This is a genomic window from Ancylobacter moscoviensis (assembly GCF_007559435.1).
Taxonomy (GTDB): Bacteria; Pseudomonadota; Alphaproteobacteria; order Rhizobiales; family Xanthobacteraceae; genus Ancylobacter; species Ancylobacter moscoviensis.
Map to the genome: position 1 here is coordinate 514,163 of NZ_VMBP01000001.1, position 24,364 is coordinate 538,526.

Here is a 24,364-nt window from a genome sequence, read left to right on the forward strand (position 1 = left end):
GGAGCTGGTCCGCCATCACGCGGCCCTCGCCAGAGCGTTGCGGTCGGCGCCGAACACGAGCCTGCGGATTGCAGCCTTGTTGAACTGGAAGGCGATCAGCGCCGAGGCCTGGTAGCGGGTGAGCCCGAAATCCTGCCGATACTCCGCCGGCAGAAGCGCGAGCTGCCTGTCGGTAGGCGGCTGCGAAAGCCAGCGGCGGGTCTTGTGCGCGCTCTCGTCGCTCTCGTGCTCGTTGAGCCAGTCATCGGCCGCCGCGAGGCACACCATGCGCTCGCCCGCGCCGACGAGCGTGGTCGGCTGTCCTTGCCGACCGCCAACCGCATACCAGCGCCCGTTGAGGAAGAAGACGCCTGCCCAGGCGGTGAAGCCGGTGGCGACCAGAGCAGCGTCGTCCCCGAAGAGATCACACCACTTGAAGCTCGACCGTTTGAGCAGATCGATCTCGCTCATCACGAAATCGCCGAGGGGCTGCGGCTCATCACCCCCGTCGTCGCAGGCGAAGGCGTGACCGCAAAGCGGGCATTCCCGCGACGAGAGGGGAATGATCGCCTCGCAGGACGGGCAGGTTTTGGTTGGCGCGTCCCCGGACAGCTCGCGCCCGTCGAGATCGACGTCCTGCTCCAGCGAGCCGTGCAGGAGCGTCGAGGTCCCGAAATCCAACACGATGCAGTCGGTCTTGAGGATGTCCGGATGCTCCTGCGGGTTCGCCGTCCTGAGACCCCGGCCAACCATCTGGACCATGGTCGAGCGATAGGAGCTGGGGCGCAGCAGCACGACGCAGGAGGTCGGCGGGTGGTCCCAGCCCTCGGTGAGCACGGCCACGTTGACGACGACGCGCGCCCGGCCGTCCGCAAAATCGGCGAGCGCGGCCTTGCGTGCGGCATCCGGCATTTCGCCGGTCACGAGCACCGTCGGCACGTCGGCCTGGCGGAAGGCCTGCGCCACCGCGGTCGCATGGGCGACATCGGCGCAGAAGACCACCGTCTGCCGGTCGCCGGCCCTGTCGCGCCAGTGCTGGATCACCGCCTCGGTCACCGGCGTGCGGTTCATCACCTTGGCGACCTCGGTCATGTCGAAGTCGTCGGCGGTCTTGCGCACCTTGCCGAGGTCGGACTGCACGCCGACGTCGATCACGAAGGTCCGCGGCGGCACGAGATGTCCTGAGGCGATCAACTCGCCGATGCGAATCTGATCGGCGACGTTCGAAAAGACCGGGCGCAGCCCCTTGCGATCGCCCCGGTTCGGCGTCGCGGTGACGCCGTAGATGAATGCCTTCGGATTGCGCTCGCGGACCCGGTCGATGATGCGACGATAGCTGTCGGCTGCGGCGTGATGCGCCTCGTCGATGACGAGGAGGTCGAGCGCCGGGATCTGGCCGAGATTGGTTTCCCGCGCGAGCGTTGGCGCCATGGCGAAGGTCGCTCGCCCGCTCCAGGACTTTTCCTTCGCATCGACCACTGAGGTTGAGATTTCCGGATTGACGCGGGCGAATTTGGCGCGGTTCTGCGCGGTCAGCTCGTCGCGATGGGCAAGCATGCAGGCCTTGGCGTCACTGTCCTTCAGGATCTCGCCGGCGACGCCGGAGAGCATGATCGTCTTGCCGGCGCCCGTGGGCGCCACGCCGATCGTGTTGCCATGGAACCGGAGCGCCGAGATGCTGCGGTCCACGAAGAGTTTCTGACGGGGGCGAAGCAGCATGGCATCGCCTCACTGTGCCCAGGAGGGACGCATGCCGGCGGCCGGAGCAGCGGCAGGCTGAGCCGGCGCCTGCGCGCCAGCCGAGCCCTGGAAGCCGAACGACTGGGTCACCGGCCCCATCGCCGCGGCATATTCCTTGTGGTCGGGCGTGACGGCGGTGCGGATTTCGTTCTTCGGATCGCCGTTGGTGTCCGTGCCGATGTCGATCTTAGCGACGAACTCGATGCCATCGAGATCGGCGAAGCCACGGATGCGCCGGGCAGCTTGCGCCTGCGGCGAGACATCCTTGTCGGAGATGCCGCGCGCGGAATTGAGGATCGCGCGGATCAGCGCCCGGCCCATATTGCCCCAGTCGGGACCCTTCGGGCTGTAAAGACCGATCAGCGAGAAGATCTTGCGCCGCGCATACGGGCCTTCAAGGACCGTGAACTCGGCGTTGAGATAGACCGCGCCGGTCGAGCCGCGCGTCGCATATCCGCCGGTCCAGCCCTGGCCGGGATCGTCATAACCGCCGGGGCGGATCGAGAGGCGCACCTTGGCGATGGCGCCTTTCGGGATGACGTTCGTCGGCGTCTTGGCGTCGTTGAAATCGCTCCAATTGGACATGGGGGATCACTCCGTGGTCGTGTCGTTCGAAGAGGTGTCGGGATGGGGGTGGCCCGGCAGGCGGCCGGAGAAGTCGAGGGGCTGGCGTGCAGGCCCGCGGATTTTCGCCATCAGGCGGCCGAGATGCGGTTCCTCGATCATGTCGAGCCGGCCGCTACGGTCCTTTGCCGGGAAGCCGAACGGGTTCAGCGTCTGGCAGATGAAGGCGCGCCGTTTGGTGCCGTCTTCAGCCTTCACCTCCGCCATCGTCAGGACCTCGTCGACGATGCCGGGCAGTTCGAGGCCGGTCTTCGAGCCATCGATCTGGGGCGAGAAGACGCGACGATTGAAGTCGTCGAGACGCTCGTCGAGGATCCCGACGAACCAGACGTTCTTTGCCCGGGCGTGCTGAAGCTGGGTGAGCCAGGCGATCATCTCGCGGCCATGCAGGCCGTAGGCGCCGCGCACGTCGGGCTTGCCGGTCTTCTCCGAAATGGCCTCGGGCTGGCCGCGACACCACTGGAAGCAGAGCCGGCCGGCGACTGTGATCGAGTCGACGAAGATCGTCTCGTAGCGATCGAGGGCGCTCGGCGGGCCGAAGCGTTCAGCCACAGCAGCGAAATGCGCCTCGCCATAGGCTTGGTCCGCGCGCAATGCCGGATTCGGCCCGCCGATGAACACGGCGAGATCGCGGCATTCAGCCCAGGTGCGCGGCCGGAGCGCATCGCCAGTCCAGCCTTCGATGGCGAGATCGCCCGCCTCGAGGTCGATGAAGAGCGTCGTCTGCGGATCGAGGCTCCAGAGCAGCGAGGTCTTGCCGATGCCGGACTTGCCGAAAATGCAGCCCTTGACGCCACGCGCCTCGGCGAGCCGCTGATCCGCGGTGATGATGGGGAGCGCCATGATCAGCGCTCCTTCGTCGCACGGGTCGCGACATCGACGGCGCGATCTGCCCCGAGACCGCCGGCATCCCGCGCGATCTGGCTGAGCTTGCGCAGCGCGTACATCTGATCGATGAGCGCGTTGGACGCAGCCTCCAGCCCACGCAGGGCGAAAGCGATGTCGTCGAGGGTCACCTCGGTGATCGGCTTGGCGTCGATCGCATCCTGGCCCGGCACCGCCGGGACACGGATGGCATCGGGAAGCGTGGCGAGTCCGCAATGCGCATCGCGCAGCGTTTCGAGCGCGGACAGAGATTCTTCGGGCTTGGTCTTGCCGAACGAAAACATCGATTGGTCCTTTCAGTCGCGGAGAAGTCGGAAGGTCGGTTTGCCGGTCTTGAGCGTTCGAGCCGGCTCGAAGGCGCGACGGATCGCGTCCGGCCAGGCGCCGTAGGCGCGCTCGGAAACTTCGAGCCTGATCTCGATGTATTGGGTGGGATCTTCGCCGGAGGCGCGGATCGTCTCGACGAGGGCGGCGAGCCGGCCCTGGTCCCACTCGACCTTCTTCGGCAGGTCGGCCACGATGATGACCGCGCCGTCGCTGAAGCGGACAGTGCCGGTGTCCTTGCCCAGCGTGGCGCGCGCCTGGCGAGCACGCTCGCCGAACTTCAGGGCAATGGCGCCGTCGAGCCAGTCCTTGAGCGTTTTCGCGTTTTTCAGCGCGGCGTCGGCATCCTGCTGCAGGATGGCGAGGACATCGGCCGGCAGAACGGCGATCTCGCCGACCGGCATGGTGCGGATCGCGTCGAGCGTGATGGTGCTGGAAATCATGGCCAGCGCGCCCCCGCCGCCATTTTCGCGGCCGGCTTGTTGGCCGTGCTCGCGCGGATCTGTTCCTTCTCGTATTCCTCGACGTCTTCGAGCCGATAAACGACCCGGCCGCCGATCTTGATGTAGCGGGGTCCTTCCCCCGACCACCGCCACCGTTCGAGGGTGCGGTGGCTGATGTTCCAGCGAGCGGCGAGCTCGATCTGGTTCAAATGCCTGACCGACATCTGCGTCTCCTTCGGTTTCAATCGAAAACCTGCGGAGAGGATGGCGCGGGCGTGGGGAGGAGCCGGGGAGGAGAAAGGAGGGAGCCAGCGGAGGAATCGCAGCTCCGCGGGCTGAAATGAAAAAACCGCCCGAAGGCGGTTTGGACGTGGATCAGGTGGGTATCAAAGATCGATCCGGCACCGTCCGCGCTCTTCCTTGATGAATTCGCGCCAATCGGTGCGTCCCTTGAACGCCTTTCCGAGCGTTCGAACCTGGTCGCCGGAGTCCGCGGCCTCCAGGACGGCAGCGGTCAGACATTCGGGCTCGCCTCGCTGCCATGCCTCGAAGAGGTATCGAATGATCGCGCGCTGTTTCGTGCCGGTGAACGCGTAGGTCTTGCCCCTGACGGTGATCGAACCGCCGTCCGCAGCCATGGACACCGGTTGGCCGTCATCTCGCCGGTGCGACAGGCGCGCAGCCAGGATCTGCGGATCGATGCGGAGCTCTTGGCTTGCGTCGATGACCGATTGCACGGCGATGATCTCGTGCCCACTCACATAATCTTTGGGCAACTTCGCTTCGGGCGTCAGCGACAATACGAGTCGCACGCCCGGAGCCGGTCGCTGCCTAGTCTGTTCAAGAAAAGAAGCCCAGGCCGTCGGCTCCGACAGCCGACGTCCGACCCAAACGGGCACGCGAGCTGCGCGCCCCGGCAGACGCGCGGCGCCGACTTCCCAGATCAATCCGGGCACCAGAGACACAGGGCGTGAGGCGAGAGCACAATCGAGCCCTTCTAGCAGCTTTGGCAGGAGAGCTTCGAAGTCCAGAGCAAAGACAGTCTGTTCGCCGGGTGCCGCCGTCACCCAGCCTGCCTGCGGGCTGAAATAGCCGAACGAACGACCGTCAGGTGATCGCACGAGCGAAATCGGCGAATCGTCATGGTCAGCCATGGACGTCACCGCCGCCTCGTCTCCCACCCGGGTCAGCACACCGAGCGCCTGAAGCTGCGCTCCGACTGCCGGATAATGATTCGTCAGGGCAGCAGCGGTGATGCGCGCATCACGGGTCTGAGCAATCGCGCAGACGAGGGCCAGCGCTTCCTGATCAGAGCTTCGAGGCGATCGCATCATCGGCGAGGATCCCCCAGCGGCGGAGATATTTTTCGCCGATCAGTTGCTCTTCCTCGGTCTGGTCCTTGAGATTGCAGCCGTGCGGCATGGTGATCGTCAGAGGGAGAGTCCGGCCGCGTCTCGCGTCGCCCTTCGGATGGAACTTGATGGTCAGCTTGGCCTGTGTGGCAACCCACCCGCCGTCGATCGGATTGCCCGGCCCGAGCCTCTCCTCCGCCATGCTCCAGATCGTGCGGCCCGCTTTGGCCATGCACTCCAGCGTGACGCGCTCGCCAACAGCGTCGAGCGGCATCAGCCGCAACAGGCGGACGTCTACCCGTTCGATGCCATCATCAAGGTCGGTCGGAAAATCGAATGGCGACAGCAGCACGTCGAGATCGTAGCGACGAACCGGGACCTTCTCGTTCTGGAAATCGACGCCGAGGAGATCGCGCGCCAGGAACAGCGCCATTTCGGCGCGGCTCTCCCGGTCACTCGCGACGACCTCGATGACTCCAGACGCCGGCTCATAGGTCATTGCCGCCTCGAACACCGGACGATAGGCGCGCCGGATAAGTATGCCGCCGTCATCGAAGGCAAGCTGGTCATCCGGCAGGCCTTCCCGGTAGACGGTGATCTGCACAAGGTCGCAGTCTTCTCCCTCAAATGTGGGGCGCACGCGCTCAAAAATATCGACATGGACGTTCGCAGACGCAAAGCGCGTGCGGAGCGACGCCTTGAAAGCCTCGATGGAAATCGGATCGCGACGAACTGTCCCGCCAGCCTCGATGATGAAGCCATCCCAGCTCCGACCACGCCGCTTCTCGTCCGTGAACCGGACTTCCTCGGCGTGACGGAACAGCACCGGGTGATTCAGAAACAGCCAGAGTGAACGAGCATGGCCATTCGCGAGAACGTCGAGGAGCGCTCGATCATCAATCACGCTGTAGAGCGCGGTCTGGCCGGCATCGTCCGCGAGCGCGCCGACGCGCTCGGCATCGTTGATGACGCGGGCGCGGGCCTGCTCATCCATTTCGTCGACCGCCTTGAGCGCGCCGCGAACCACTTCAGGTTCTGCCGCGGACCAGTCGATCGACACGGAACCCAGGATCCCGACCTGAGAAAAATAGGCCTGCAGCGACGAAGCAGGCGTGTTGCGAATGAAGCTCGTCACTGAGGCCATGCCCTATCTCCTTAACCCTTGATGTTGCGCGGGTCGTTCCCGTGCGAATCGGACTGGCCGATGCGGCCGTCGCGGTTGTGGATCTTGAATTCCGTGCCGGCGTTGCGGCTGATCTCGCGGCCGCGGTCGACCGCCTCCTGCTTGGCGTCGAAGTGCCCGCTGGCGCGATCAGCACCGCCGCGGCGGACGTCCCAGCCTCCACCCGAGTTCGGAACAACGTGATGGGTCCCAGACCCCTTACCCTTGGCCATGTTGGTCTCCTGTGTTTCGCAATTGCGAGAAGTTAAGTTCGTTATCACGAACTTCTGCGCAAGATAGGTGTTGCGAGTATGGCGTGTCAAGGACTAGGGGTATCGCGAAAACGAACCACGCACAGGCAGGAGAATGTTCAATGCCAACCCCCTTGGGTGAACGAGTTCGAGAGCAACGGCGCAAACGTGGCCTTACACTCGAGGCGCTGGCCGAAAAGGTCGGGTCCAGCAAAAGCTACATGTGGGAGATAGAGAACAAAGAGGTTGCGCGCCCTTCGGCGGAGAAGCTCGCACAAATAGCTGCGGCGCTGGAAACCACGGTTGAGTATCTGCTGGAAGGCGACGGCGCCAACGAAGCGGAGGACGCTACAGACATCGCCTTCTACCGCAAGTATAAGAAGCTCGATGCACCCGTGAAGGAACGGCTGCGCAAGATGCTCGATATCTTGGATGACGATTGATGGTCGAAGGGGCTGCGAAGTCACCAAGGAAAGAAGCCATCCGGCTTTCCAAGCTGCTGGAGATCAGCCTCGGAGCCGACCGCTTTCCCGTCGACGTCGCCAGCCTCGCAAGAGAAATTTCGCGCAACTACGGCGATCCTATCGACAAGATTGTCGGCGATGAACTGCCAGGGTTCGAGGGCATGCTTCGGCCGCACAAGAAGCGCCCAGCCTGGCACATCGTCTATTCGACCAATCCGCAATATCGCGGGCGCGAGCGTTTCACGATCGCGCATGAGTTCGGGCATTATATGCTCCACCGGCCCGAACTGTCGGCGGCGGATTATCGGGACGGCTTGCTGACGAAGGAATGCGGCTTCGAGTGCTTGCCACTGCAGTCGAACGAGTGGAAGCAGGCCGAACGGGAGCGCGAGGAAGAAGCCGACACATTCGCCTCATATCTTCTGATGCCGATCGACGACTATCGTGTGCAGGTCGGCCGGAATGAAATGTCGCGCGAGCTTCTCGCACACATCACGCGCAGATATGGCGTTTCTCTCTTGGCCGCGGTCCGGAAGTGGATCGAATTCACCGACACGCGCGCCGCCATGGTGGTGGCCTACGACGGCTACGCCCGTTGGGGGCGCGCGAGCGACACCGCGCTCAAGACCGGGATCTTCATTCCGTCGGGCATGCCGATTCCGGAGGCCTCCGTCGCGGGAATGGGACCGTCGGCATTGAAAGACCAGGATCGAGCAGTGCAGTTGCCCGCGGGCATCTGGACATTTCGCCGGGGTTCAGAGCCGGTGCGGGAACTCACGATTTTTTCCGAGCGCCTGGGACTGTCCGTCACACTGCTGATGTTTGATCGGGCCCCTTTTGGCGTTTCGCTCGCCGAAGAGCATATTCCGGACACCTACGACCAGTTTGTCCAGAGCGGACAGGTGTGATTCGTCTCCGCATTGGGTGAGCGATTCGCTCGCGTGGTGGTTTCCAAACGGATTGAAGCCGAGACTACGCCTCTCCGGCCTTTCGAATGTTTTTGATCGGGCACGCAGAAACTTGATAACAATCTGATTTTGCTTGTTTTATTTGGATGCTTGCCTAGCGTTTCCTTCATGCGAAACGCTTTCGATCTTGGTCCCCTGGGGGCTGGCCCCAACGCCCTGCGCCCCGACCTGATGAGCGATGCCGAGCGGCTTCAGGAGGCCGGTGAGATCCTCGCGCGCGGCGTGGTCCGGCTTCGGCGGCGATGCGAGGGACGCCCCACACCTTTATCTCGCGAGCCCGGAGAGAGTTGGCTGGACTTGTCCGCCAGCCAACGCGGTCATGCCGAAGACGAAGTCGACGGAGACCGACAATGAATGATCCCGTGCTGGCGCGAGTCGCCGCTATCAAAACCATGCCGACGCCCGCCCTGAAAGCGATGTGGCGCGATCTCTATGGAACGGAAGCGCCGCCCTACAATCGGCGCTTCCTTGAAAGCCGGTTGGCCTATCGCGTCCAGGAACTCGCCTATGGTGGGCTGAAGCCAGAAACCGTGAAGCGGCTCGACGCGCTCGCCCGCGGCGTCGAGGATATCAACCCGAAGACCCGCCGCATTCGCACCGATCGGAAGCCAATCGCAGGGACGCGGCTGCTGCGCGAATTCAACGGCGTCGAACACGTCGTGACGGTCACCCTCGAGGGGTACGAGTATCAGGGCAGGCCCTACAAATCACTCTCGGCGATCGCGCGCGCCATCACCGGCGTCAAATGGAACGGCTGGGTCTTCTTCGGACTGAAAAGCCCGAGGAGCGGCGCATGACCCGTACAACGCCCGCCATCAAACATCCCGCGACAAAGGTCACGCCGAAAATCCGGTGCGCGATCTACACGCGCAAATCGTCGGAGGAAGGGCTCGACATGGAGTTCAACAGCCTCGACGCCCAGCGCGAGGCATGCGCCGCCTACATCATGAGCCAGAAGCCGGAGGGCTGGGTTCTGGTGCCCGATCACTATGATGACGGCGGGATCTCGGGTGGAACGCTGGAGCGCCCGGCGCTGAAGCGCCTCATCGCCGACATCGAATTCGGCAAGGTCGACGTCGTGGTCGTCTACAAGATCGACCGTCTGTCCCGCTCATTGATGGATTTCGCCAAGCTCGTCGAGGTGTTCGAGCGTCACAGCGTCACCTTCGTCAGCGTCACGCAGTCGTTCAACACGACAACGTCGATGGGGCGGCTGACACTCAACATCCTGCTCTCCTTTGCCCAGTTCGAGCGTGAGGTGATCGGCGAGCGCATCCGCGACAAGGTCGCGGCCTCGCGCAAGAAGGGCATGTGGATGGGCGGCTATGTGCCCCTCGGCTATCGGGTCGAGAACCGCAAGCTTGTGATCAGCGGGGAGGAGGCGGTCACCGTTCGCCGCATCTTCGAGGGCTTCGTGAAGCTCGGATCGATCAAGCTGCTCATGCGGGAACTCGAGGAAGCCGATATCCGTAGCCGGCGTGGCAACCCGCTCGACAAGGGCGCGCTCTACAAGCTGCTGAACAATCGGGTCTATATCGGCGATGCGGTCCACAAGGGTGTTGCCTATCCCGGCGAGCACGAGGCCATCATCGACATCGCTCTCTGGAACCGCGCTCACGGCATTATGGGCGAAAGCCCGCGCACACGCGCCAATAAAACTCGTCTGTCCGGGCCGGCGCTTCTGCGCGGCCTGATCTTCTCCCCAAATGGGGACGCCATGTCGCCGAGTCACACCCGAAAAGGGGATCGGCTCTACCGTTACTACGTCACCCAGTCTGTGTTGAAGCGCGGGCCGGAAACCTGCCCGGTCCGGCGTGTTCCTGCCGCCGAGATCGAGGCGACGGTGGTCGAGCAGCTTCGTGGAATTCTGCGCGCGCCGGAACTGATCGTCCGGACATGGATGACAGCAACGGTACATGACGACCGCATCACAGAATCGGAGGTGCGCGAGGCCTTCGAGCGGCTCGATCCCGTATGGGACGAGCTGTTCCCTGCCGAGCAGGCGCGTCTCGTCCAGCTTTTGATCGAGCGGGTCGATATAAAACTCGACGGCATTGCAATCCAGCTCCGCATCGGAGGTCTCACTGCACTGCTCGCCGAGCTTCAATCGATCACCGGACGGCAGGAGGCAGCCTGATGGCGAAAGGCACGATCCTTCACGACACGGACACGCTTACCGTCACCGTGCCGATGACCTTCAAGAAGCGTGGTGGGCGAAAGCTCGTCATCGCTCCAAACGGCGCCGATGCCTGGGCGCCGCCGCGGGCACGCATCGACAATACGATGGTGAAGGCGCTCGCTCGCGCCCATCGATGGAAGAAGCTGCTTGACACCGGCGACTATCCGACTGTCCAGGACCTCGCCGGGGCCGAGAAGATCAACCCGTCCTATATCGCCCGCATCCTGCGTCTGACCCTGCTCGCTCCCGACATCGTCGAGGCCATCCTCAACGGGCGGCAGCCGGCGGGGCTTCAGTTGGACGACCTGCTCGCGCCGTTCCCAGTGGAGTGGGAGAGGCAGAAAGAGCGTTTCATGCGCCTCGACACCCACAAAGGTCGTGGAGGACGCTAGCCTTCTCAGGCGCATTCTGGCATCCTTTACCAACCCTTGACCTGAGGCTTGGCGGATGCCCGATGAAATTCTGACATTGCCGGAAGTGGCTGTCCTGCTGAAGGTCGCGGAGAAGACCGTCTACACGATGGCTCAACGCGCCGAAATTCCGGCGTTCAAGGTGAGAGGGCAGTGGAGGTTCAAGCGGGTGGATCTCGATAGCTGGATCGAGGCGCAGAAGGCCTCACTAAATCCAGCAACGGCTCAGAATGAGACGCCGCCTTCCGATGCGGCGGCGACGGAGCGTGGTGGCGGGAGGCAGGATGATCACTGACTTCCACGCAAAGTATATTGCCCACGAACTCACTAAACGATGTGCTCCTGATAGTTCCGAGCGTTTGGCGGGCGCGGTCGCTGGCGCCCAGGTCGATTTGAATCCGCATCAGGTTGATGCGGCTCTGTTTGCCTTCGCGTCGCCCCTTTCAAAGGGTGCGCTGCTTGCCGATGAAGTCGGCCTTGGAAAGACGATCGAAGCCGGGCTTGTCATCTCCCAACGATGGGCGGAGCGGAAGCGCCGTATTCTGGTGATCGCGCCATCGAATTTGCGCAAGCAATGGCATCAGGAGTTGAACGAAAAGTTCCTGCTTCCTTGTATTATACTGGAATCGAAATCCTACAACCAATCCATCCGCGAGGGGAGCTTCCAGCCATTCGACGTCAAGGATGCGATCGTAATTTGCTCATATCAGTTCGCTCGGTCGAAAGCATCGGACGTCCATAGGGTCCCCTGGGACTTGGTCGTCATCGACGAGGCTCACAGACTTAGAAATGTGTACAAGCCATCGAATGTGATTGCGAATACACTAAAAAATGCACTCGCCCAGAAAAATAAACTGCTCCTGACCGCAACTCCGCTCCAGAACTCACTCTTGGAGCTGTATGGCCTCGTCAGTTTCATTGATGAGCACGCTTTCGGCGATGTCAAAAGTTTCCGCGAGCAATTCGCAAACCCGGGTGACAAACGCAATTTCGAGGCGCTGAAGGAGCGTCTGAAGCCCATTTGCCACCGCACCCTTAGGCGCCAGGTAACCGCATACATCCCCTACACACGCCGTCTTCCCCTGGTCGAGGAATTCACACCGGCCGACGGTGAGGACCGCCTCTATCAGCTCGTCTCCGACTATCTGCAGCGTGACAATCTGCAGGCCTTGCCGTCCGGGCAACGCTCGCTGATGACGCTCGTTTTGCGGAAGCTCCTGGCATCCTCGACATTTGCGATCGCCGGCGCCTTGAACTCGATTTCGCAACGGCTGAAGGCGAAGTTGGACGCTCATCCGGTTGCGACACCTTTGGAGGATGAGCTTTCCGAGGATTTCGAGGCTCTCGAAACGACAGCGGAGGAATGGCCCGAGGATGCGGATGACGAACCGCTGACCGATGCCGACCGGAAAGCCATCGAAGCGGAAATTGCTGATCTCGAATCCTTCGCCAAATTGGCGACTTCGATCGAGCACAACGCCAAAGGCAAGGCTCTGTTGAAGGCGCTGGATGTGGCGTTTGCAAAGGCGCGCGAACTCGGTGGCGCCGAGAAGGCAATCATCTTCACCGAGTCGCGGAAAACACAGGAATACCTTCAGCGGGTTCTCGCCAGCAGCCCCTATGCGGGCGGCATCGTCTTGTTCAACGGCACGAACACCGATCCCCTATCCCGCGAAATCTATGCGCGCTGGGTCGAGAAGCATGCCGGATCGGACCGGGTCACGGGGTCGAGAACCGCAGACATGAGGTCTGCGCTGGTCGACTATTTCCGCGACGAGGGCCAGATCATGATCGCGACGGAGGCCGGCGCCGAGGGCATCAACCTCCAATTCTGCTCGCTCGTCGTGAACTACGACCTGCCGTGGAATCCACAGCGCGTGGAGCAGCGCATCGGCCGCTGCCATCGCTACGGCCAGAAGCACGACGTGGTCGTCGTCAACTTCATCAATCGGAAAAACGAGGCGGATCAGCGCGTCTATCAACTCCTGTCCGAGAAATTTCGTCTCTTCGAAGGGGTGTTCGGCGCCAGCGACGAGGTCTTGGGCGCGATAGAGTCCGGCGTCGATTTCGAGAAGAGAATTGCCGGCATCTACCAGGAGTGCCGTCAACCCGAACAAATCCGGGCGGCCTTCGACCAGTTGCAATTGGAGCTAAGCCTCGAAATCGATGAGGCGATGAGCCAGACGCGGCAGAAGCTTCTCGAAAAATTCGATGATGAGGTCCGGGAGAAACTCCGGATTCGAGACGAGGACGCGAAGGTTCATCTCGATCGTCATGAGCAGTGGTTGATGCGTCTGACGCGCCACGAACTCGACGGGCTGGCGGTGTTTCACAACAGTTCGTCGTTTACCTTGCCCACACGGCCTCAATGGGCGAATGGCACCGCCATTCCGCTCGGGCTTTATGAGCTGCCGCGACGGTCCGGCGAGGCGCACACCTATCGGCTCAATCACCCCCTCGGTGAAGCCGTTGTCGCGCGCGCGAAGGAACGCCCGCTCACCCCGGCAGAGGTGCATTTCGACTACGCCAATCATTCTGGCAAGATCAGCATTCTGGAGCCGCTCATTGGCAAGGCCGGCTGGCTGGTCGCCTCGCTGATGACGGCCGAAGCTCTCGACGAGGCGGAGGACCACATCCTCCTGGCAGGGATCATGGACGAAGGGGAGCTGCTGACCCGCGAAGTTTGCGATCGACTCCTGACGATTCATGGCGCGTGTGGACGGGAGGTCACCCCCGATCCCGGCGCCATGACGCGTCTCGAAAAGTCCTTGAGCGAAAGCCAAGCGCTGGTCCGGAGGGCCGTATCGGAGCGAAACGCACGGTTCTTCGAAGCCGAAGCCGATAAGCTCGATGGCTGGGCGGACGACCTGAAGGTTGGGCTGGAGCGCGAGATCAAGGAAATCGACAGGCTCATCAAGGAAGCTCGCCGCGCTGCCACAACCGCGTTGACCCTCGAAGAAAAGCTCGCGGGGCAGAAACAGATCAAAACACTCGAAGCGACGCGCAATCAGAAGCGCCGAACGCTCTTCGACGCGCAAGACCAGATCGACCGGCAGCGGGCAGAACTGATCGCCCAGATCGAATCCAAGCTCGAACAGAAGGTCGAGGTCTCGCCCCTTTTCACCATCCGTTGGACATTGGGTTGAGCCATGCCCAGCGCCGCGGAGAAAATCGCTCACATCGAAGCTGCGCTCCGGCGCCGGTTCTTCCCGTTGGTGCCAGAGCGCGCCCAGCGTTGGACAGCGGAGCAACACGATGTTGATCGTTGCTCGCGTTCGCTAGCTGCCTATTCGCTCTGCGGGGCATGCGGGATATCTGATGCCGTTGCCGCAGGTGCACTGGTCGACGGAGGAGATGATGGCGGTATAGACGCTCTCCATTTCGATCGGGCAGGCCAGCGGCTGCTTGTGGTTCAATCCAAGTACAAACGGCCGAACAACGCCGAGAACCCTCAAGGCACAGGGCCCAATCAGGCGGAGACGCTCAAATTCATCAATGGCACGAAAGCGCTCATCGAACGGCGCTTCGACGGGTTCAATGCTGCACTCAGGAATCGGCTGGACGAGATCGAGGAAGCGCTGGACACGCCGGGCGTGAAGATCTGCCTTGTTCTTCCATTCCTTGGCGAAGCGCTGGACGTCCATGCGAAGGCGGACCTCGACGCCTTCGTCACCCAGTGCAACAGCCTTTCGGACTGCATGAGTGCCACCGTTGTCGGCATCACGCAGACCTATGACTGGATGGTTGCAGAGCAGGCAAACCAAGCCGTTGACGTCCGTCTTACGTTGGAAAAATGGTCGAGCGTGTCCGCGCCGCGTAAAGCGGTCTATGGACTGGTGAAGGGCCAGGACCTTGCGGCTCTTGTCACCGAGCATGGAACCGCGCTTTTTGAGCGCAACATCCGGCACTATCTTGGTTCGGTCGGCGTGAATGTCGCGATCGAGGAAACCGTGCGGCGTCGGCCGGAGGAGTTCTTCTACCTGAACAACGGCATCACGGCTGTCACGTCTGCCATAACGCAGGCGCCGGGCTCACCTGATCGCTGTGTGTTCGGGTTGACAGCTTTCTCCATCGTCAATGGCGCCCAGACCGCTGGCTCCATCACGACGGCGTCGCTCGCAGCAGCAATCTCTGAAAACGCGAAGCTACACATCACGATCATCGAGGTTCCGGATCCGGCTGATGATTTCGCCGTGCGCGTGACGCGAGCACGAAACTACCAAAATCAAGTGCGGGGGGTCGACTTCGCAGCACTCGATCCCAATCAGGAGCGTATTCGGCAGGAACTCGCTGCCGTCGGCATTCGCTACCACTATCGGCCGTCTGCAGAATCTCGGATCAGGCAGGACGATGCATTCACGCTTGAAGAGGCGGCGCTCGCGCTGGCCTGCCTCGCGTTCGTCGTTACGGACGGGCAGCGAAGGGGCCACAGGGGGGCGAACGCGGTCGACCTCGTCGTCATCGCTAAGCGCGAGATCGGGCGCCTTTGGGAGCAGGAAGGCGCGATCTACTCCCAGCTCTTCCCGGCATCGATATCCGGCGTGCGGATTTGCCGGCTCGTTCGCATTTATCAGTTCATCGACCGCATTCTGGCCGGGAGTGAACGGGCGGAGACGGCTTACGACCGCCGGATGTTCTTCCGCCACGGCCGCTACTTCATCATGGCGTTCGTCGCCCATCGCCTGCCGAGGCTCGTCGGCAAGGCTGCGCCCGTTCTCACCGCCGAGGAGGAAAGCGAGATATCGCAGGAGATCAATCACCTCTCGGAGGTGATTTTCGCGACCTCGAAGGCCATGCAGGTCGATCGCGGCTTTCTGGCCATCTTCCGAAATCTCACCGATGCGCTGCCGCTCGCAGAGAAGGTCCTCCTTCGTCTGGCCGAGCTGGATGCCGCTCAAAATACACCGGCACCTGCCAGCGCGGCCGCGCCGGCGATCGCCGCAGCCGTAACGGACCAACCATGACGAAAAAAAAGCAAAAACTCGAACTCACCTGGGTAGGCAAGGAGAACCGACCGCGGCTGGAGCCGCGCATTCTCCTGGAGGATCCGGAAAAATCCTATCACGCCAAGCATCGCGTGAGCGACGAGGACATTTTCGACAATCGTCTGATCTTTGGCGACAACCTGCTCGCGCTGAAGGCGCTGGAGCAGGAGTTCGCCGGAATGGTGAAATGCGTCTTCATCGATCCGCCCTACAACACCGGAAGTGCCTTTGAGCACTATAATGACGGGGTAGAGCACTCGATCTGGCTTGAATTGATGCGTGACCGTTTGGAGATCATTCGGCGTTTGCTGGCCGATGACGGCTCGCTTTGGATCACTATAGACGACAACGAAGCTCACTACCTCAAAGTAGTCCTTGACGAAATATTCGGAAGAAATTCATTCATCGCGAACATCGTTTGGCAGAAACGAACCTCAAGAGAGAATAGAGCCGCGATTGGCTCCGCTCACGATCATATTCTTGTGTATTCTCCTCAAGGTCCTCAGAGGTGGAAGGATACGCGCAACCGTCTGGGCGATGAAGGAGGATACACTAATACTGACAACGACCCAAATGGGCCTTGGCGCTCTATTCCGTTTAGCGCTCAAGGTTATCGCGCCAATCAAATGTATGACATCGTGACGCCCTCCGGCGTTGTTGTTCAGCCGCCTACAGGACGGTGTTGGGGAGCGACGGAGCCTGTTTTCCTTCGATATCTATCGGAAGGGCGAGTTTATTTTCCGAATAATGGTTCAGGCAGACCACGCATCAAACAATACAAAGGGGAAGAGGTAGGTTTAGCGCCATGGACATGGTGGGATGCTGCGCTTGCAGGGGATAATCAAGCGGCAAAGAAGGAAATCTTATCCTTATTCGGCGCAGATATATTCGACACGCCCAAGCCAGAGAAGCTCCTCCACGTCATTCTACACATCGCCACCAATCCCGGTGACCTGGTCCTCGACTCCTTCGCTGGCTCCGGCACCACCGGCGCGGTCGCCCACAAGATGGGACGTCGCTGGATCATGGTGGAGCTGGGCGAGCACGCCCACACCCACATCATCCCGCGCCTGACGAAGGTCATCGACGGCGAGGACAAGGGTGGCGTGACCGAAGTGACCGGCTGGCAGGGCGGCGGCGGTTTCCGTTATTTCAAGCTCGCGCCGTCCCTCCTGGAGGTGGACAAGTGGGGACGCGAGGTCATCAGCAAGGCCTATAATGCCGAAATGCTGGCGGAGGCGCTGTGCAAAATCGAGGGCTTCAACTACGCGCCGAGCGACACCGTCTATTGGCAGCAGGGCACTTCCACCGAGCGCGACTTCATCTATGTCACGACCCAGACGCTCTCTCCGGAGCAGCTTGATGCCTTGAGCGAAGAGGTAGGGCCGGACCGCACGCTGCTCGTGCTCTGCTCAGCCTTCCGCGGCAATGCGTCAGCTTGGCCCAATCTGACGGTCAAGAAGATTCCGAACCACATTCGCGAGCGCTGCGAATGGGGGCATGACGACTACAGTCTCAATGTCGAGAACCTGCCCAAGGTGCCGCAGGCTGAAAGAATTTCGCCTACCGCGCCGAAGGCTGCCGACAAGGCATCGCCTCGTTCCGCCTCCCAGCCGGGCCTGTTCGATCTCGCGGGAGACGACCAATGAACCGTCACGTCAACGCCATCGCCGGCCGTCTCAGCCTTCGCGCTCCGCAGCGGCAATCGCTCGAAATCCTCGACCGCGTCACCGAACTCGTGCCGCCGCGCAAGGGCGCCGATCTCGAAGAGGCGCTTGCGGCGATCCGAACCGAATTCCCGAGCGTCACGGATTTCGAGCGCGACTTCCCGAGCCTGTGTTTCGCGCTCGCGACCGGCGTCGGCAAGACCCGGCTCATGGGCGCTTTCATCGCCTATCTGCACCTCGCGCACGGCCTCAACAATTTCTTCGTGCTCGCGCCGAACCTGACGATCTACAACAAGCTGATCACCGACTTCACACCCAACACGCCGAAATATGTGCTGAAAGGCATCGCAGAGTTCGCGATCTCGCCGCCGGTCATCACCACCGGCGACAATTTCGAGCGGCAGATCGCCAGCGGCGGCAATCTGTTTCCGGTCACCATCAACATCTTCAACATCTCCAAGATCAATTCCGAAGTGCGCGGCGGCCGAAGCCCGCGCATCCGCAGCTTCAGGGAGGAGATCGGGGATAGCTATTTCGACTACCTCGCGGCGCAGAAGGACCTCGTCCTAATCATGGACGAATCCCATCGCTATCGTGCGACCGCCGGTGTCCGCGCCATCAACGAGCTGAAACCGGTGGTGGGATTGGAGCTGACGGCCACGCCGTTCGTCGAGACGACGCGCGGCCCGGTGCCCTTCCAGAACGTGATCTTCGACTATCCGCTTGGCCGCGCCATGGCCGACGGCTTCGTCAAGGAGCCGGCCGTCGTCACCCGCGAGAATTTCGTCTCCGCGGGCAAATCGCCGGAGCAGTTGCAGCAGATCAAGCTGGAGGACGGCGTTCGCCTGCATGAAAGCGTCAAGGTCGAACTGGAGACCTATGCGCGCCAGGTCGGCGAGCGAATCGTCAAGCCCTTCATGCTCGTGATCGCCCGCGATACCACGCATGCCGGGGAGCTGATGGCGCTGATCAAATCCAACGCCTTCTTCGAGGGGCGCTATGCGGACAAGGTCATCCAGGTCGATTCCAGCGTGAAGGAAGAGGAGACGGTCGAGAAGCTCTTGAAGGTCGAGAGCCCCGACGAGCCGACCGAGATCGTCATTCACGTCAATATGCTGAAAGAGGGCTGGGACGTCACCAATCTCTACACCATCGTGCCGTTGCGCGCCGCCAACGCACGCACACTCATCGAGCAGTCGATCGGGCGCGGCTTGCGGCTTCCCTATGGCCGACGGACGGGTGTCACCGCCGTCGACCGGCTGAACATCGTGGCCCACGATCGCTTCCAGGAGATCGTCGATGAGGCACGTAAGCCGGACTCGGCGATTCGTCTGCAACAGGTCATCCTCACCGGGGGGCAGTTGCAGCAGAAGACCGTCACGGTCGAATCGCGGCCCCAGCTCGCCGCCAAGCTCGGTCTGCCTTCGGACGCGCCTGCCAATGGGACTTCCGGCTTCGAGGAAGCGCCGGCCGTGTTTACGCCGGAAGAGCAGCAGGTCGCCCGCATCGCCTATGATGTGATCCGGAAGCTGGAGACCGAGCCCTCGCGCTTACCCAGCGTCGCGCATCTGCAAAAGCCGGAGGTGCAGGCCGCCGTTCTACGGGAGGTCCAAAGCCAGTATCGCCCAGCCCAGTTGGAGTTGGACGGAATTGCCAAGCAGCCTGATCTCACGGCCATTGTCGCCAGGACGGTCGAGCTGGTTGTTCAGCAGACGATCGACATCCCCCGCATTCTTGTCATCCCGAAAGGCGAGGTGAAGTCCGGCTTCCGACCCTTCACGCTCGATCTGTCGGGAATGCGCTACGAGGTCCCCAACGAAACGCTGTGGGCCGCACACTTGCGAACGGGGCAAGTCGATCGGATCGGCCTTGGGGCGGGGAACATCGATGAGCAGCGATTGGAAGATTATGTCGTCAGCGGCCTCATCGACTTTGATGACGTGGCCTACGACGAGCATGCCGACCTGCTTTACGACCTTGCGGCCCAGGTGACGGACCACCTCCTGGCGACGCACCCGGAAGACGGCGTTCGGAAGATTCTGAGGCTGCATCAGAAGGAGATTGCTCGCTTTGTGCATGCACAGATGCAGAGCCACTTCTGGCAGGACACTAAGGTCGAGTACGACGTCGTCGTCACGCGCGGCTTCACCGAGTTGCGGAAAAGCGCCTACACCGCGAATGCCGGCGAAGCGCCGCTCGATTTCCGTCAATCACCGGCAGACAAGGCCAACATGGCGCGATATTTGTTCGGCGGTTTCCAGAAATGCTTGTATCCAAATCAGAAATTTCAGTCGGATGCGGAGCGCAAGCTCGCGGTTATTCTCGATCGAGAAGCGCAGAAATGGTTCAAGCCGGCACGCGGGCAGTTCCAGCTCTTCTATCGAAGCGGCGCCGATCTCCAAGAGTATCAGCCGGATTTCGTAGCCGAGACGGCGGACAGCATTTTGATGCTCGAACCCAAGGCCTCTAACCAGATGAACGATCCAGAGGTCTTGGCCAAACGCGATGCGGCTCTTGAGTGGTGCCGACACGCGACCGGCCATGCGTCAAGTTACGGCGGCAAGCCCTGGCGCTACGCTCTCATCCCCCACGACGCGATCGCCGAGAACATGACGCTCGTCGGCCTTCTTCAGCAATTTGAGAGGTGAGATGAGCATCCCTGACTATCAGTCTCTGATGCTTCCGGTGCTGCAAGTCGCATCGAAGGGAGAGACATCGGTGCCGCTGGCGGAGGCCGATATCGCCGCGATGTTCGCTCTCTCCCAGGAAGAGCGCGAGCAGATGCTCCCGAGCGGAAAACAGCGCGTCCTTCACAACCGCATCCATTGGGCAAAATTCTACCTGACGAAGGCCGGGTATCTGGAATCGCCCAAACGCGGCCGATTTGTCATCACTCCGGCCGGAACGGCTCTGCTGGCCAACCCGCCCGCAAAGCTCGACACTCAATACCTCCTGTCCGTTCCAGCATTCCGGGAATTCTACCGTGCCAATCAGCCGGATGAGGCTGCCGGGACGGTAGCGCAGAATGCCGCTCCTGCAGCAACCCCAGAGGAAGTGATCGAGGCAGCGTTCAATGCCACGCAATCAGCGCTTCGGGCGGAACTTCTGGAGCGCATCTTGCAGAATGGCCCGGGCTTTTTCGAGGGCTTGATTGTCGATCTGTTGGTTGCAATGGGCTACGGAGGCTCTCATCGAAACGCTGCCGCCCAGCTCGGACGAACTGGTGACGGTGGCGTCGATGGCGTCATCAATGAGGACGTTCTGGGCCTGGATCGCGTTTATGTGCAGGCCAAACGCTATGGTCCCGGTTCATCCGTTGGTCGACCGGACGTCCAGGCGTTTACCGGTAGCCTCGTAGGGCTTGGTGCAACGAAAGGCGTGTTCGTCACCACTTCGACATTCTCGCCGCAGGCAGTCGAATTTGCCGCCCGGATTCCGCAACGTGTGATCCTGATCGACGGAAAGAGGCTCACCGAACTCATGATCGAGCATGGCGTCGGCGTCCGGCCGAGTCGCATATTGGAGTTCAATCGTATCGACGAGGATTTTTTTGTCGAGGAATGACCGGCATTGTTCGCATGAACGAATAAGGTATCAGGGCGACTGAAATTTGTGCCTTTTCAAGGCTTTGAGCCTCGTATCCCAGCGCCAGAAGTCCACAGGTGCGGAGAAAAACCGGTCGTATGGAGAACGCAGTCCTCCGACGTGCCGCCAGGCAGTGCATAGGTGCAACACTCAAGGTCTTGGAACTGTTTGAGAAATTCCGCCCAATCTCGTCACTGAGAGACACTTCGTCTGGCGGTAATGGCGGAGAGGGTGGGATTCGAACCCACGGTACGCTTGCACGCACAACGGTTTTCGAGACCGCCCCGATCGACCACTCCGGCACCTCTCCGCGCACGAGGCGCGGAAGTCCGTCCGCGCCGTGGAGCGGGGGCTCAATAGCCGAGGTCCGCCGCCCGCACAAGTACCGAGCCGCGCGCCCGGCCACATTCTCCCCGCCCGTACCGCCCGGCCCGCCGGAAGCGCGCGGCAGGGGCGACGGGGAGGAAAGCGACCCGACGCCACGGGGCCGGGCGGCGGGAACCCGCCGGAAATCACGCTTTGCCAGGCTTTTTCTTGACACCGACCCCACCGGCCGCTATGAGCCGGGCGCTGCGTGATGGGTGCCCTGCCTCCGTCGCGCGGCGATCAAACCCAACCGACCGAAAGAAGCCGGTCCGAGCCGAGCGCATGGCGCGAGGCCAGAGACCGGGCTCGAACGAAAGGACAGAACATGTTCGCGGTCATCAAGACGGGTGGCAAGCAGTATCGCGTTGCTCCCGATCAAGTCGTCACCGTCGGCAAGATCGAGGCCGAGGCCGGGTCGTCCGTGACCCTCCCGGTGCTCATGCTGGGCGGCGACAACCCGAAGGTCGGCGCCCCGCTCGTGGACGGCGCCTCCGTCACCGTCGAGGTGGTCAAGCACACCCGCGGCGACAAGGTCATCGCGTTCAAGAAGCGCCGTCGTCAGAATTCGCGTCGCAAGATCGGTCACCGCCAGGACTTCACCGTCGTCCGCGTGACCTCGATCGCCGGCGCCTGAGACCGCCAGCAGGTAAGAACAGGAGAGCACCATGGCTCACAAGAAAGCAGGCGGTTCCTCCCGCAACGGTCGCGACTCGGACGGCCGTCGTCTGGGCGTGAAGAAGTTCGGCAGCGAGAAGGTCGTGGCCGGCAACATTATCGTTCGTCAGCGCGGGACGCAGTGGCATCCCGGCGTCAATGTCGGCATGGGCAAGGACCATACCCTCTTTGCGCTTACCGACGGCCGAGTCGAGTTCCGCACGAAAGCCAACTCCCGAACCTACGTATCCGTCGTCCCGGCCGCCGAGGCCGCCGAATAAGCCGGTGAGATTTCTTGAAATCCCGCCGGTCTCGCCCGACCGGTAGGATTTCTGGAATGCCCATGAGGGCGTCCCGGGTACCCGACAGGGGAGGCGAGGAAACCGCCTCCCCTTCGTCGTTCAGGCCCCCAGGAGACCCTCCATGACCATCGTCGAAGCGCCCCCCGGGTCCGCTCTTGCCGAGAGCAGTATCGCCGTCCTCGAAACCGGCCGCCTCATCCTGCGCGTGCCGCGGATCGAGGACATGACGTGGATCGCCGAGCTCGCCGACAACCGCAAGGTTGCCGAGATGACGGCGAACATTCCCCATCCCTACGGCATGGCGGACGCGGCGGCCTTCGTCGCCAACCTGCCGGGCGGCCCGCAGGCGGCGACCTTCGCCATCTTCCTCAAGAACGACGCCACGCTGCGCGGCGAGGGGGAATCGAGCTTCGGCCCGCCCATTCCCGTCGGCATGTGCGGCTTCGTGCGCCGCGACGAGGATGCGCCGGAGATCGGCTACTGGCTCGGCGAGCCCTACTGGGACCACGGCATCGCCACCGAGGCGACGCGGGCGCTGGTCGACCACGCCTTCGGCGACCGCAAGCTCGAGGCGCTCATCGCCTCTGCCCGCGTCGTCAATCCGGCCTCGCGCCGGGTGCTGGAGAAGTGCGGCTTCCAGTGGACCGGCGTCGGGCTCGCCCGGGTCCGGGCCATCGGCGCCTCGGTGCCGGTCGACCGCTTCCGGCTGGAGCGCCGCCTGTGGACCTCGCTGCGGGCCTGGGGCGCCACCCAGCCGCCGCGCCGGCACGACATCGACACCACCCGGCACTGATCGGTGATCTTGTGCCGGTGATTTTTGCTATCCTGAACGGGCTCCCGCACGGGCGGGGGCCCAAGCTTGAGCGTCCGACCGATGAAATTCCTCGACCAGGCCAAGATCTATGTCCGCTCCGGTGACGGCGGGGCGGGCTGCCTCTCGTTCCGGCGCGAGAAGTTCATCGAGTTCGGCGGGCCGGACGGCGGCGACGGCGGGCGCGGCGGCGATGTGTGGATCGAGTGCGTCGACGGCCTCAACACGCTCATCGACTACCGCTACCAGCAGCACTTCAAGGCCAAGAAGGGCGGCTTCGGCATGGGTGCCAACCGCTCCGGCGCCAAGGGCGACGACGTGGTGCTGAGGGTGCCGGCCGGCACCGAGGTGCTGGACGAGGACGACGAGACCGTGCTCGCCGACCTCACCGAGGTCGGCCAGAAGGTCCGGCTGCTCTCGGGCGGCAATGGCGGCTTCGGCAACGCGCATTTCAAGACCTCGACCAACCAGGCCCCGCGCCGCGCCAACCCCGGCCTGCCGGGCGAGGAGCGCTGGATCTGGCTGCGGCTGAAGCTCATCGCCGATGCCGGCCTGGTCGGGCTGCCGAACGCCGGCAAGTCCACCTTCCTCGCCGCCACCACGGCCGCCAAGCCGAAGGTCGCCGACTACCCCTTCACCACGCTGCATCCTGGGCTCGGCGTGGTGAAGGTGGACGGGCGCGAATTCGTGCTGGCGGACATTCCCGGCCTCATCGAGGGCGCGCATGAGGGCGTGGGGCTGGGCGACCGCTTCCTCGCCCATATCGAGCGCTGCCGCGTGCTGCTGCACCTCGTCGACGGCACCAGCGAGCATGCCGGCCAGACCTACAAGACCGTGCGCGCCGAGCTGGAAGCCTATGGCCACGAGCTGGCCGAGAAGCCCGAGATCGTCGCGCTGTCGAAGATCGATTCGCTCGACGAGGAGACGCTGAAGACCCAGCTCGCCCGGCTGCAGCGCGCGGCGAAGAAGAAGCCGCTGGCGCTTTCCGCCCAGTCGGGCGAGGGCGTGCGCGAGGCGCTGCGCGCGCTGATGGCGATCATCGACGAGGGCCGCGCCGAGGAAGTCGCGAAGGAAGTCGCCGAACCCTGGCGGCCGTGAGGTCGCGTCGCAAGGGAGCCTGTTCTTCCCGGCGCCGAACGGTGGACGCCCCGGCGGGGATAGCGGCCGCCTGCTCCCTCTCCCCGTGGGGGGAGAGGGTCGGGGTGAGGGGACT

24 protein-coding genes and 1 tRNA gene are annotated in these 24,364 nt (G+C 62.6%); 15 read left to right on the forward strand and 10 right to left on the reverse strand.

The window, feature by feature from the left end; genetic code table 11:
* Positions 1-15: 15 nt before the first annotated feature.
* The 9 genes from FO470_RS02330 to FO470_RS02370 form a co-directional block, all read right to left on the reverse strand.
* A complete protein-coding gene (locus FO470_RS02330; protein WP_144341307.1) occupies positions 16-1,698 on the reverse strand; it encodes a DEAD/DEAH box helicase in 1,683 nt (560 codons plus the stop codon).
* 9 nt (positions 1,699-1,707) lie between these two features.
* Positions 1,708-2,304: a hypothetical protein gene (locus tag FO470_RS02335; protein ID WP_144341308.1), complete on the reverse strand. Its 597-nt coding sequence runs from the start codon at positions 2,302-2,304 to the stop codon at positions 1,708-1,710.
* A 6-nt stretch (positions 2,305-2,310) separates the two neighbouring features.
* The gene (locus FO470_RS02340; RefSeq protein ID WP_144341309.1) at positions 2,311-3,186 is read right to left on the reverse strand and encodes an ATP-binding protein; all 876 of its coding nucleotides are present in this window, start codon (positions 3,184-3,186) and stop codon (positions 2,311-2,313) included.
* Between the two features lie 2 nt (positions 3,187-3,188).
* Complete coding sequence (locus tag FO470_RS02345) at positions 3,189-3,512, reverse strand: hypothetical protein (protein WP_210244891.1); 324 nt, start codon at positions 3,510-3,512, stop codon at positions 3,189-3,191.
* 12 nt (positions 3,513-3,524) lie between these two features.
* A complete protein-coding gene (locus FO470_RS02350; RefSeq protein WP_144341310.1) occupies positions 3,525-3,995 on the reverse strand; it encodes a hypothetical protein in 471 nt (156 codons plus the stop codon).
* A complete protein-coding gene (locus tag FO470_RS02355) occupies positions 3,992-4,219 on the reverse strand; it encodes a helix-turn-helix transcriptional regulator (RefSeq protein ID WP_144341311.1) in 228 nt (75 codons plus the stop codon). The genes FO470_RS02350 and FO470_RS02355 overlap by 4 nt, the downstream gene beginning before the upstream one ends.
* Before the next feature lie 162 nt (positions 4,220-4,381).
* Positions 4,382-5,329, reverse strand: a complete 948-nt coding sequence (locus FO470_RS02360) for a hypothetical protein (protein WP_246659447.1) — start codon at positions 5,327-5,329, stop codon at positions 4,382-4,384.
* Complete coding sequence (locus FO470_RS02365) at positions 5,304-6,491, reverse strand: hypothetical protein (protein WP_144341312.1); 1,188 nt, start codon at positions 6,489-6,491, stop codon at positions 5,304-5,306. The genes FO470_RS02360 and FO470_RS02365 overlap by 26 nt, the downstream gene beginning before the upstream one ends.
* A gap of 11 nt (positions 6,492-6,502) precedes the next feature.
* Complete coding sequence (locus FO470_RS02370) at positions 6,503-6,742, reverse strand: DUF2188 domain-containing protein (RefSeq protein WP_144341313.1); 240 nt, start codon at positions 6,740-6,742, stop codon at positions 6,503-6,505.
* A gap of 140 nt (positions 6,743-6,882) precedes the next feature.
* Between FO470_RS02370 and FO470_RS02375 the strand changes: the two genes are divergently transcribed.
* The 11 genes from FO470_RS02375 (at position 6,883) to FO470_RS02425 (ending at position 20,997) form a co-directional block, all read left to right on the forward strand.
* Positions 6,883-7,203 carry a helix-turn-helix domain-containing protein gene (locus tag FO470_RS02375; RefSeq protein WP_144341314.1) on the forward strand — a complete coding sequence of 107 codons (321 nt, stop codon included), beginning with the start codon at positions 6,883-6,885 and terminating at the stop codon, positions 7,201-7,203.
* Positions 7,203-8,132 carry an ImmA/IrrE family metallo-endopeptidase gene (locus FO470_RS02380; RefSeq protein WP_144341315.1) on the forward strand — a complete coding sequence of 310 codons (930 nt, stop codon included), beginning with the start codon at positions 7,203-7,205 and terminating at the stop codon, positions 8,130-8,132. The genes FO470_RS02375 and FO470_RS02380 overlap by 1 nt, the downstream gene beginning before the upstream one ends.
* A 410-nt stretch (positions 8,133-8,542) precedes the next feature.
* The gene (locus tag FO470_RS02385; protein ID WP_144341316.1) at positions 8,543-8,989 is read left to right on the forward strand and encodes a DUF2924 domain-containing protein; all 447 of its coding nucleotides are present in this window, start codon (positions 8,543-8,545) and stop codon (positions 8,987-8,989) included.
* The gene (locus FO470_RS02390; protein ID WP_144341317.1) at positions 8,986-10,329 is read left to right on the forward strand and encodes a recombinase family protein; all 1,344 of its coding nucleotides are present in this window, start codon (positions 8,986-8,988) and stop codon (positions 10,327-10,329) included. The genes FO470_RS02385 and FO470_RS02390 overlap by 4 nt, the downstream gene beginning before the upstream one ends.
* Positions 10,329-10,763, forward strand: coding sequence for a hypothetical protein (locus FO470_RS02395; protein WP_144341318.1), 435 nt, complete (start codon positions 10,329-10,331; stop codon positions 10,761-10,763). Before FO470_RS02390 ends, FO470_RS02395 begins: the two co-directional genes overlap by 1 nt.
* Positions 10,764-10,818: 55 nt before the next feature.
* On the forward strand, positions 10,819-11,076 hold the full coding sequence (gene mads1 / locus FO470_RS02400; protein WP_144341319.1) for a methylation-associated defense system helix-turn-helix domain-containing protein MAD1: 258 nt from the start codon (positions 10,819-10,821) through the stop codon (positions 11,074-11,076).
* Entirely contained in the window at positions 11,066-13,927 is a 2,862-nt protein-coding gene (locus FO470_RS02405) for an SNF2-related protein (protein WP_144341320.1), read from the forward strand. The genes mads1 and FO470_RS02405 overlap by 11 nt, the downstream gene beginning before the upstream one ends.
* 3 nt (positions 13,928-13,930) lie before the next feature.
* Positions 13,931-15,745 (forward strand): AIPR family protein, encoded by a 1,815-nt coding sequence (locus FO470_RS02410; protein ID WP_144341321.1) that lies wholly within the window; start codon positions 13,931-13,933, stop codon positions 15,743-15,745.
* A complete protein-coding gene (locus tag FO470_RS02415) occupies positions 15,742-17,415 on the forward strand; it encodes a site-specific DNA-methyltransferase (RefSeq protein ID WP_144341322.1) in 1,674 nt (557 codons plus the stop codon). The genes FO470_RS02410 and FO470_RS02415 overlap by 4 nt, the downstream gene beginning before the upstream one ends.
* Complete coding sequence (locus FO470_RS02420; RefSeq protein WP_144341323.1) at positions 17,412-20,081, forward strand: DEAD/DEAH box helicase; 2,670 nt, start codon at positions 17,412-17,414, stop codon at positions 20,079-20,081. The genes FO470_RS02415 and FO470_RS02420 overlap by 4 nt, the downstream gene beginning before the upstream one ends.
* A 1-nt stretch (position 20,082) precedes the next feature.
* Complete coding sequence (locus FO470_RS02425) at positions 20,083-20,997, forward strand: restriction endonuclease (RefSeq protein ID WP_144341324.1); 915 nt, start codon at positions 20,083-20,085, stop codon at positions 20,995-20,997.
* Between the two features lie 241 nt (positions 20,998-21,238).
* Here the strand turns inward: FO470_RS02425 and FO470_RS02430 are convergent.
* Positions 21,239-21,328, reverse strand: a tRNA-Ser gene (locus FO470_RS02430).
* Between the two features lie 381 nt (positions 21,329-21,709).
* Between FO470_RS02430 and rplU the strand changes: the two genes are divergently transcribed.
* The 4 genes from rplU to obgE all read left to right on the forward strand — a co-directional run bounded on the left by rplU (position 21,710) and on the right by obgE (position 24,249).
* Positions 21,710-22,018 carry a 50S ribosomal protein L21 gene (rplU, locus tag FO470_RS02435; protein WP_144341325.1) on the forward strand — a complete coding sequence of 103 codons (309 nt, stop codon included), beginning with the start codon at positions 21,710-21,712 and terminating at the stop codon, positions 22,016-22,018.
* A gap of 31 nt (positions 22,019-22,049) precedes the next feature.
* Entirely contained in the window at positions 22,050-22,319 is a 270-nt protein-coding gene (gene rpmA / locus FO470_RS02440; protein ID WP_144341326.1) for a 50S ribosomal protein L27, read from the forward strand.
* Positions 22,320-22,461: 142 nt separating this feature from the next.
* Positions 22,462-23,133, forward strand: a complete 672-nt coding sequence (locus tag FO470_RS02445) for a GNAT family N-acetyltransferase (protein WP_144341327.1) — start codon at positions 22,462-22,464, stop codon at positions 23,131-23,133.
* An 81-nt stretch (positions 23,134-23,214) separates the two neighbouring features.
* Entirely contained in the window at positions 23,215-24,249 is a 1,035-nt protein-coding gene (gene obgE / locus FO470_RS02450) for a GTPase ObgE (RefSeq protein WP_144341328.1), read from the forward strand.
* The last annotated feature ends 115 nt before the right edge of the window (positions 24,250-24,364 follow it).

Excerpts from the sequence above, each read along its gene's own strand:
- FO470_RS02330 (WP_144341307.1), bottom strand. The coding sequence starts at position 1,698 with ATGCTGCTTCGCCCCCGTCAGAAACTCTTCGTGGACCGCAGCATCTCG.
- FO470_RS02335 (WP_144341308.1), bottom strand. The coding sequence starts at position 2,304 with ATGTCCAATTGGAGCGATTTCAACGACGCCAAGACGCCGACGAACGTC.
- FO470_RS02340 (WP_144341309.1), bottom strand. The coding sequence starts at position 3,186 with ATGGCGCTCCCCATCATCACCGCGGATCAGCGGCTCGCCGAGGCGCGT.
- FO470_RS02345 (WP_210244891.1), bottom strand. The coding sequence starts at position 3,512 with ATGTTTTCGTTCGGCAAGACCAAGCCCGAAGAATCTCTGTCCGCGCTC.
- FO470_RS02350 (WP_144341310.1), bottom strand. The coding sequence starts at position 3,995 with ATGATTTCCAGCACCATCACGCTCGACGCGATCCGCACCATGCCGGTC.
- FO470_RS02355 (WP_144341311.1), bottom strand. The coding sequence starts at position 4,219 with ATGTCGGTCAGGCATTTGAACCAGATCGAGCTCGCCGCTCGCTGGAAC.
- FO470_RS02360 (WP_246659447.1), bottom strand. The coding sequence starts at position 5,329 with ATGATGCGATCGCCTCGAAGCTCTGATCAGGAAGCGCTGGCCCTCGTC.
- FO470_RS02365 (WP_144341312.1), bottom strand. The coding sequence starts at position 6,491 with ATGGCCTCAGTGACGAGCTTCATTCGCAACACGCCTGCTTCGTCGCTG.
- FO470_RS02370 (WP_144341313.1), bottom strand. The coding sequence starts at position 6,742 with ATGGCCAAGGGTAAGGGGTCTGGGACCCATCACGTTGTTCCGAACTCG.
- FO470_RS02375 (WP_144341314.1), top strand. The coding sequence starts at position 6,883 with ATGCCAACCCCCTTGGGTGAACGAGTTCGAGAGCAACGGCGCAAACGT.
- FO470_RS02380 (WP_144341315.1), top strand. The coding sequence starts at position 7,203 with ATGGTCGAAGGGGCTGCGAAGTCACCAAGGAAAGAAGCCATCCGGCTT.
- FO470_RS02385 (WP_144341316.1), top strand. The coding sequence starts at position 8,543 with ATGAATGATCCCGTGCTGGCGCGAGTCGCCGCTATCAAAACCATGCCG.
- FO470_RS02390 (WP_144341317.1), top strand. The coding sequence starts at position 8,986 with ATGACCCGTACAACGCCCGCCATCAAACATCCCGCGACAAAGGTCACG.
- FO470_RS02395 (WP_144341318.1), top strand. The coding sequence starts at position 10,329 with ATGGCGAAAGGCACGATCCTTCACGACACGGACACGCTTACCGTCACC.
- mads1 (WP_144341319.1), top strand. The coding sequence starts at position 10,819 with ATGCCCGATGAAATTCTGACATTGCCGGAAGTGGCTGTCCTGCTGAAG.
- FO470_RS02405 (WP_144341320.1), top strand. The coding sequence starts at position 11,066 with ATGATCACTGACTTCCACGCAAAGTATATTGCCCACGAACTCACTAAA.
- FO470_RS02410 (WP_144341321.1), top strand. The coding sequence starts at position 13,931 with ATGCCCAGCGCCGCGGAGAAAATCGCTCACATCGAAGCTGCGCTCCGG.
- FO470_RS02415 (WP_144341322.1), top strand. The coding sequence starts at position 15,742 with ATGACGAAAAAAAAGCAAAAACTCGAACTCACCTGGGTAGGCAAGGAG.
- FO470_RS02420 (WP_144341323.1), top strand. The coding sequence starts at position 17,412 with ATGAACCGTCACGTCAACGCCATCGCCGGCCGTCTCAGCCTTCGCGCT.
- FO470_RS02425 (WP_144341324.1), top strand. The coding sequence starts at position 20,083 with ATGAGCATCCCTGACTATCAGTCTCTGATGCTTCCGGTGCTGCAAGTC.
- rplU (WP_144341325.1), top strand. The coding sequence starts at position 21,710 with ATGTTCGCGGTCATCAAGACGGGTGGCAAGCAGTATCGCGTTGCTCCC.
- rpmA (WP_144341326.1), top strand. The coding sequence starts at position 22,050 with ATGGCTCACAAGAAAGCAGGCGGTTCCTCCCGCAACGGTCGCGACTCG.
- FO470_RS02445 (WP_144341327.1), top strand. The coding sequence starts at position 22,462 with ATGACCATCGTCGAAGCGCCCCCCGGGTCCGCTCTTGCCGAGAGCAGT.
- obgE (WP_144341328.1), top strand. The coding sequence starts at position 23,215 with ATGAAATTCCTCGACCAGGCCAAGATCTATGTCCGCTCCGGTGACGGC.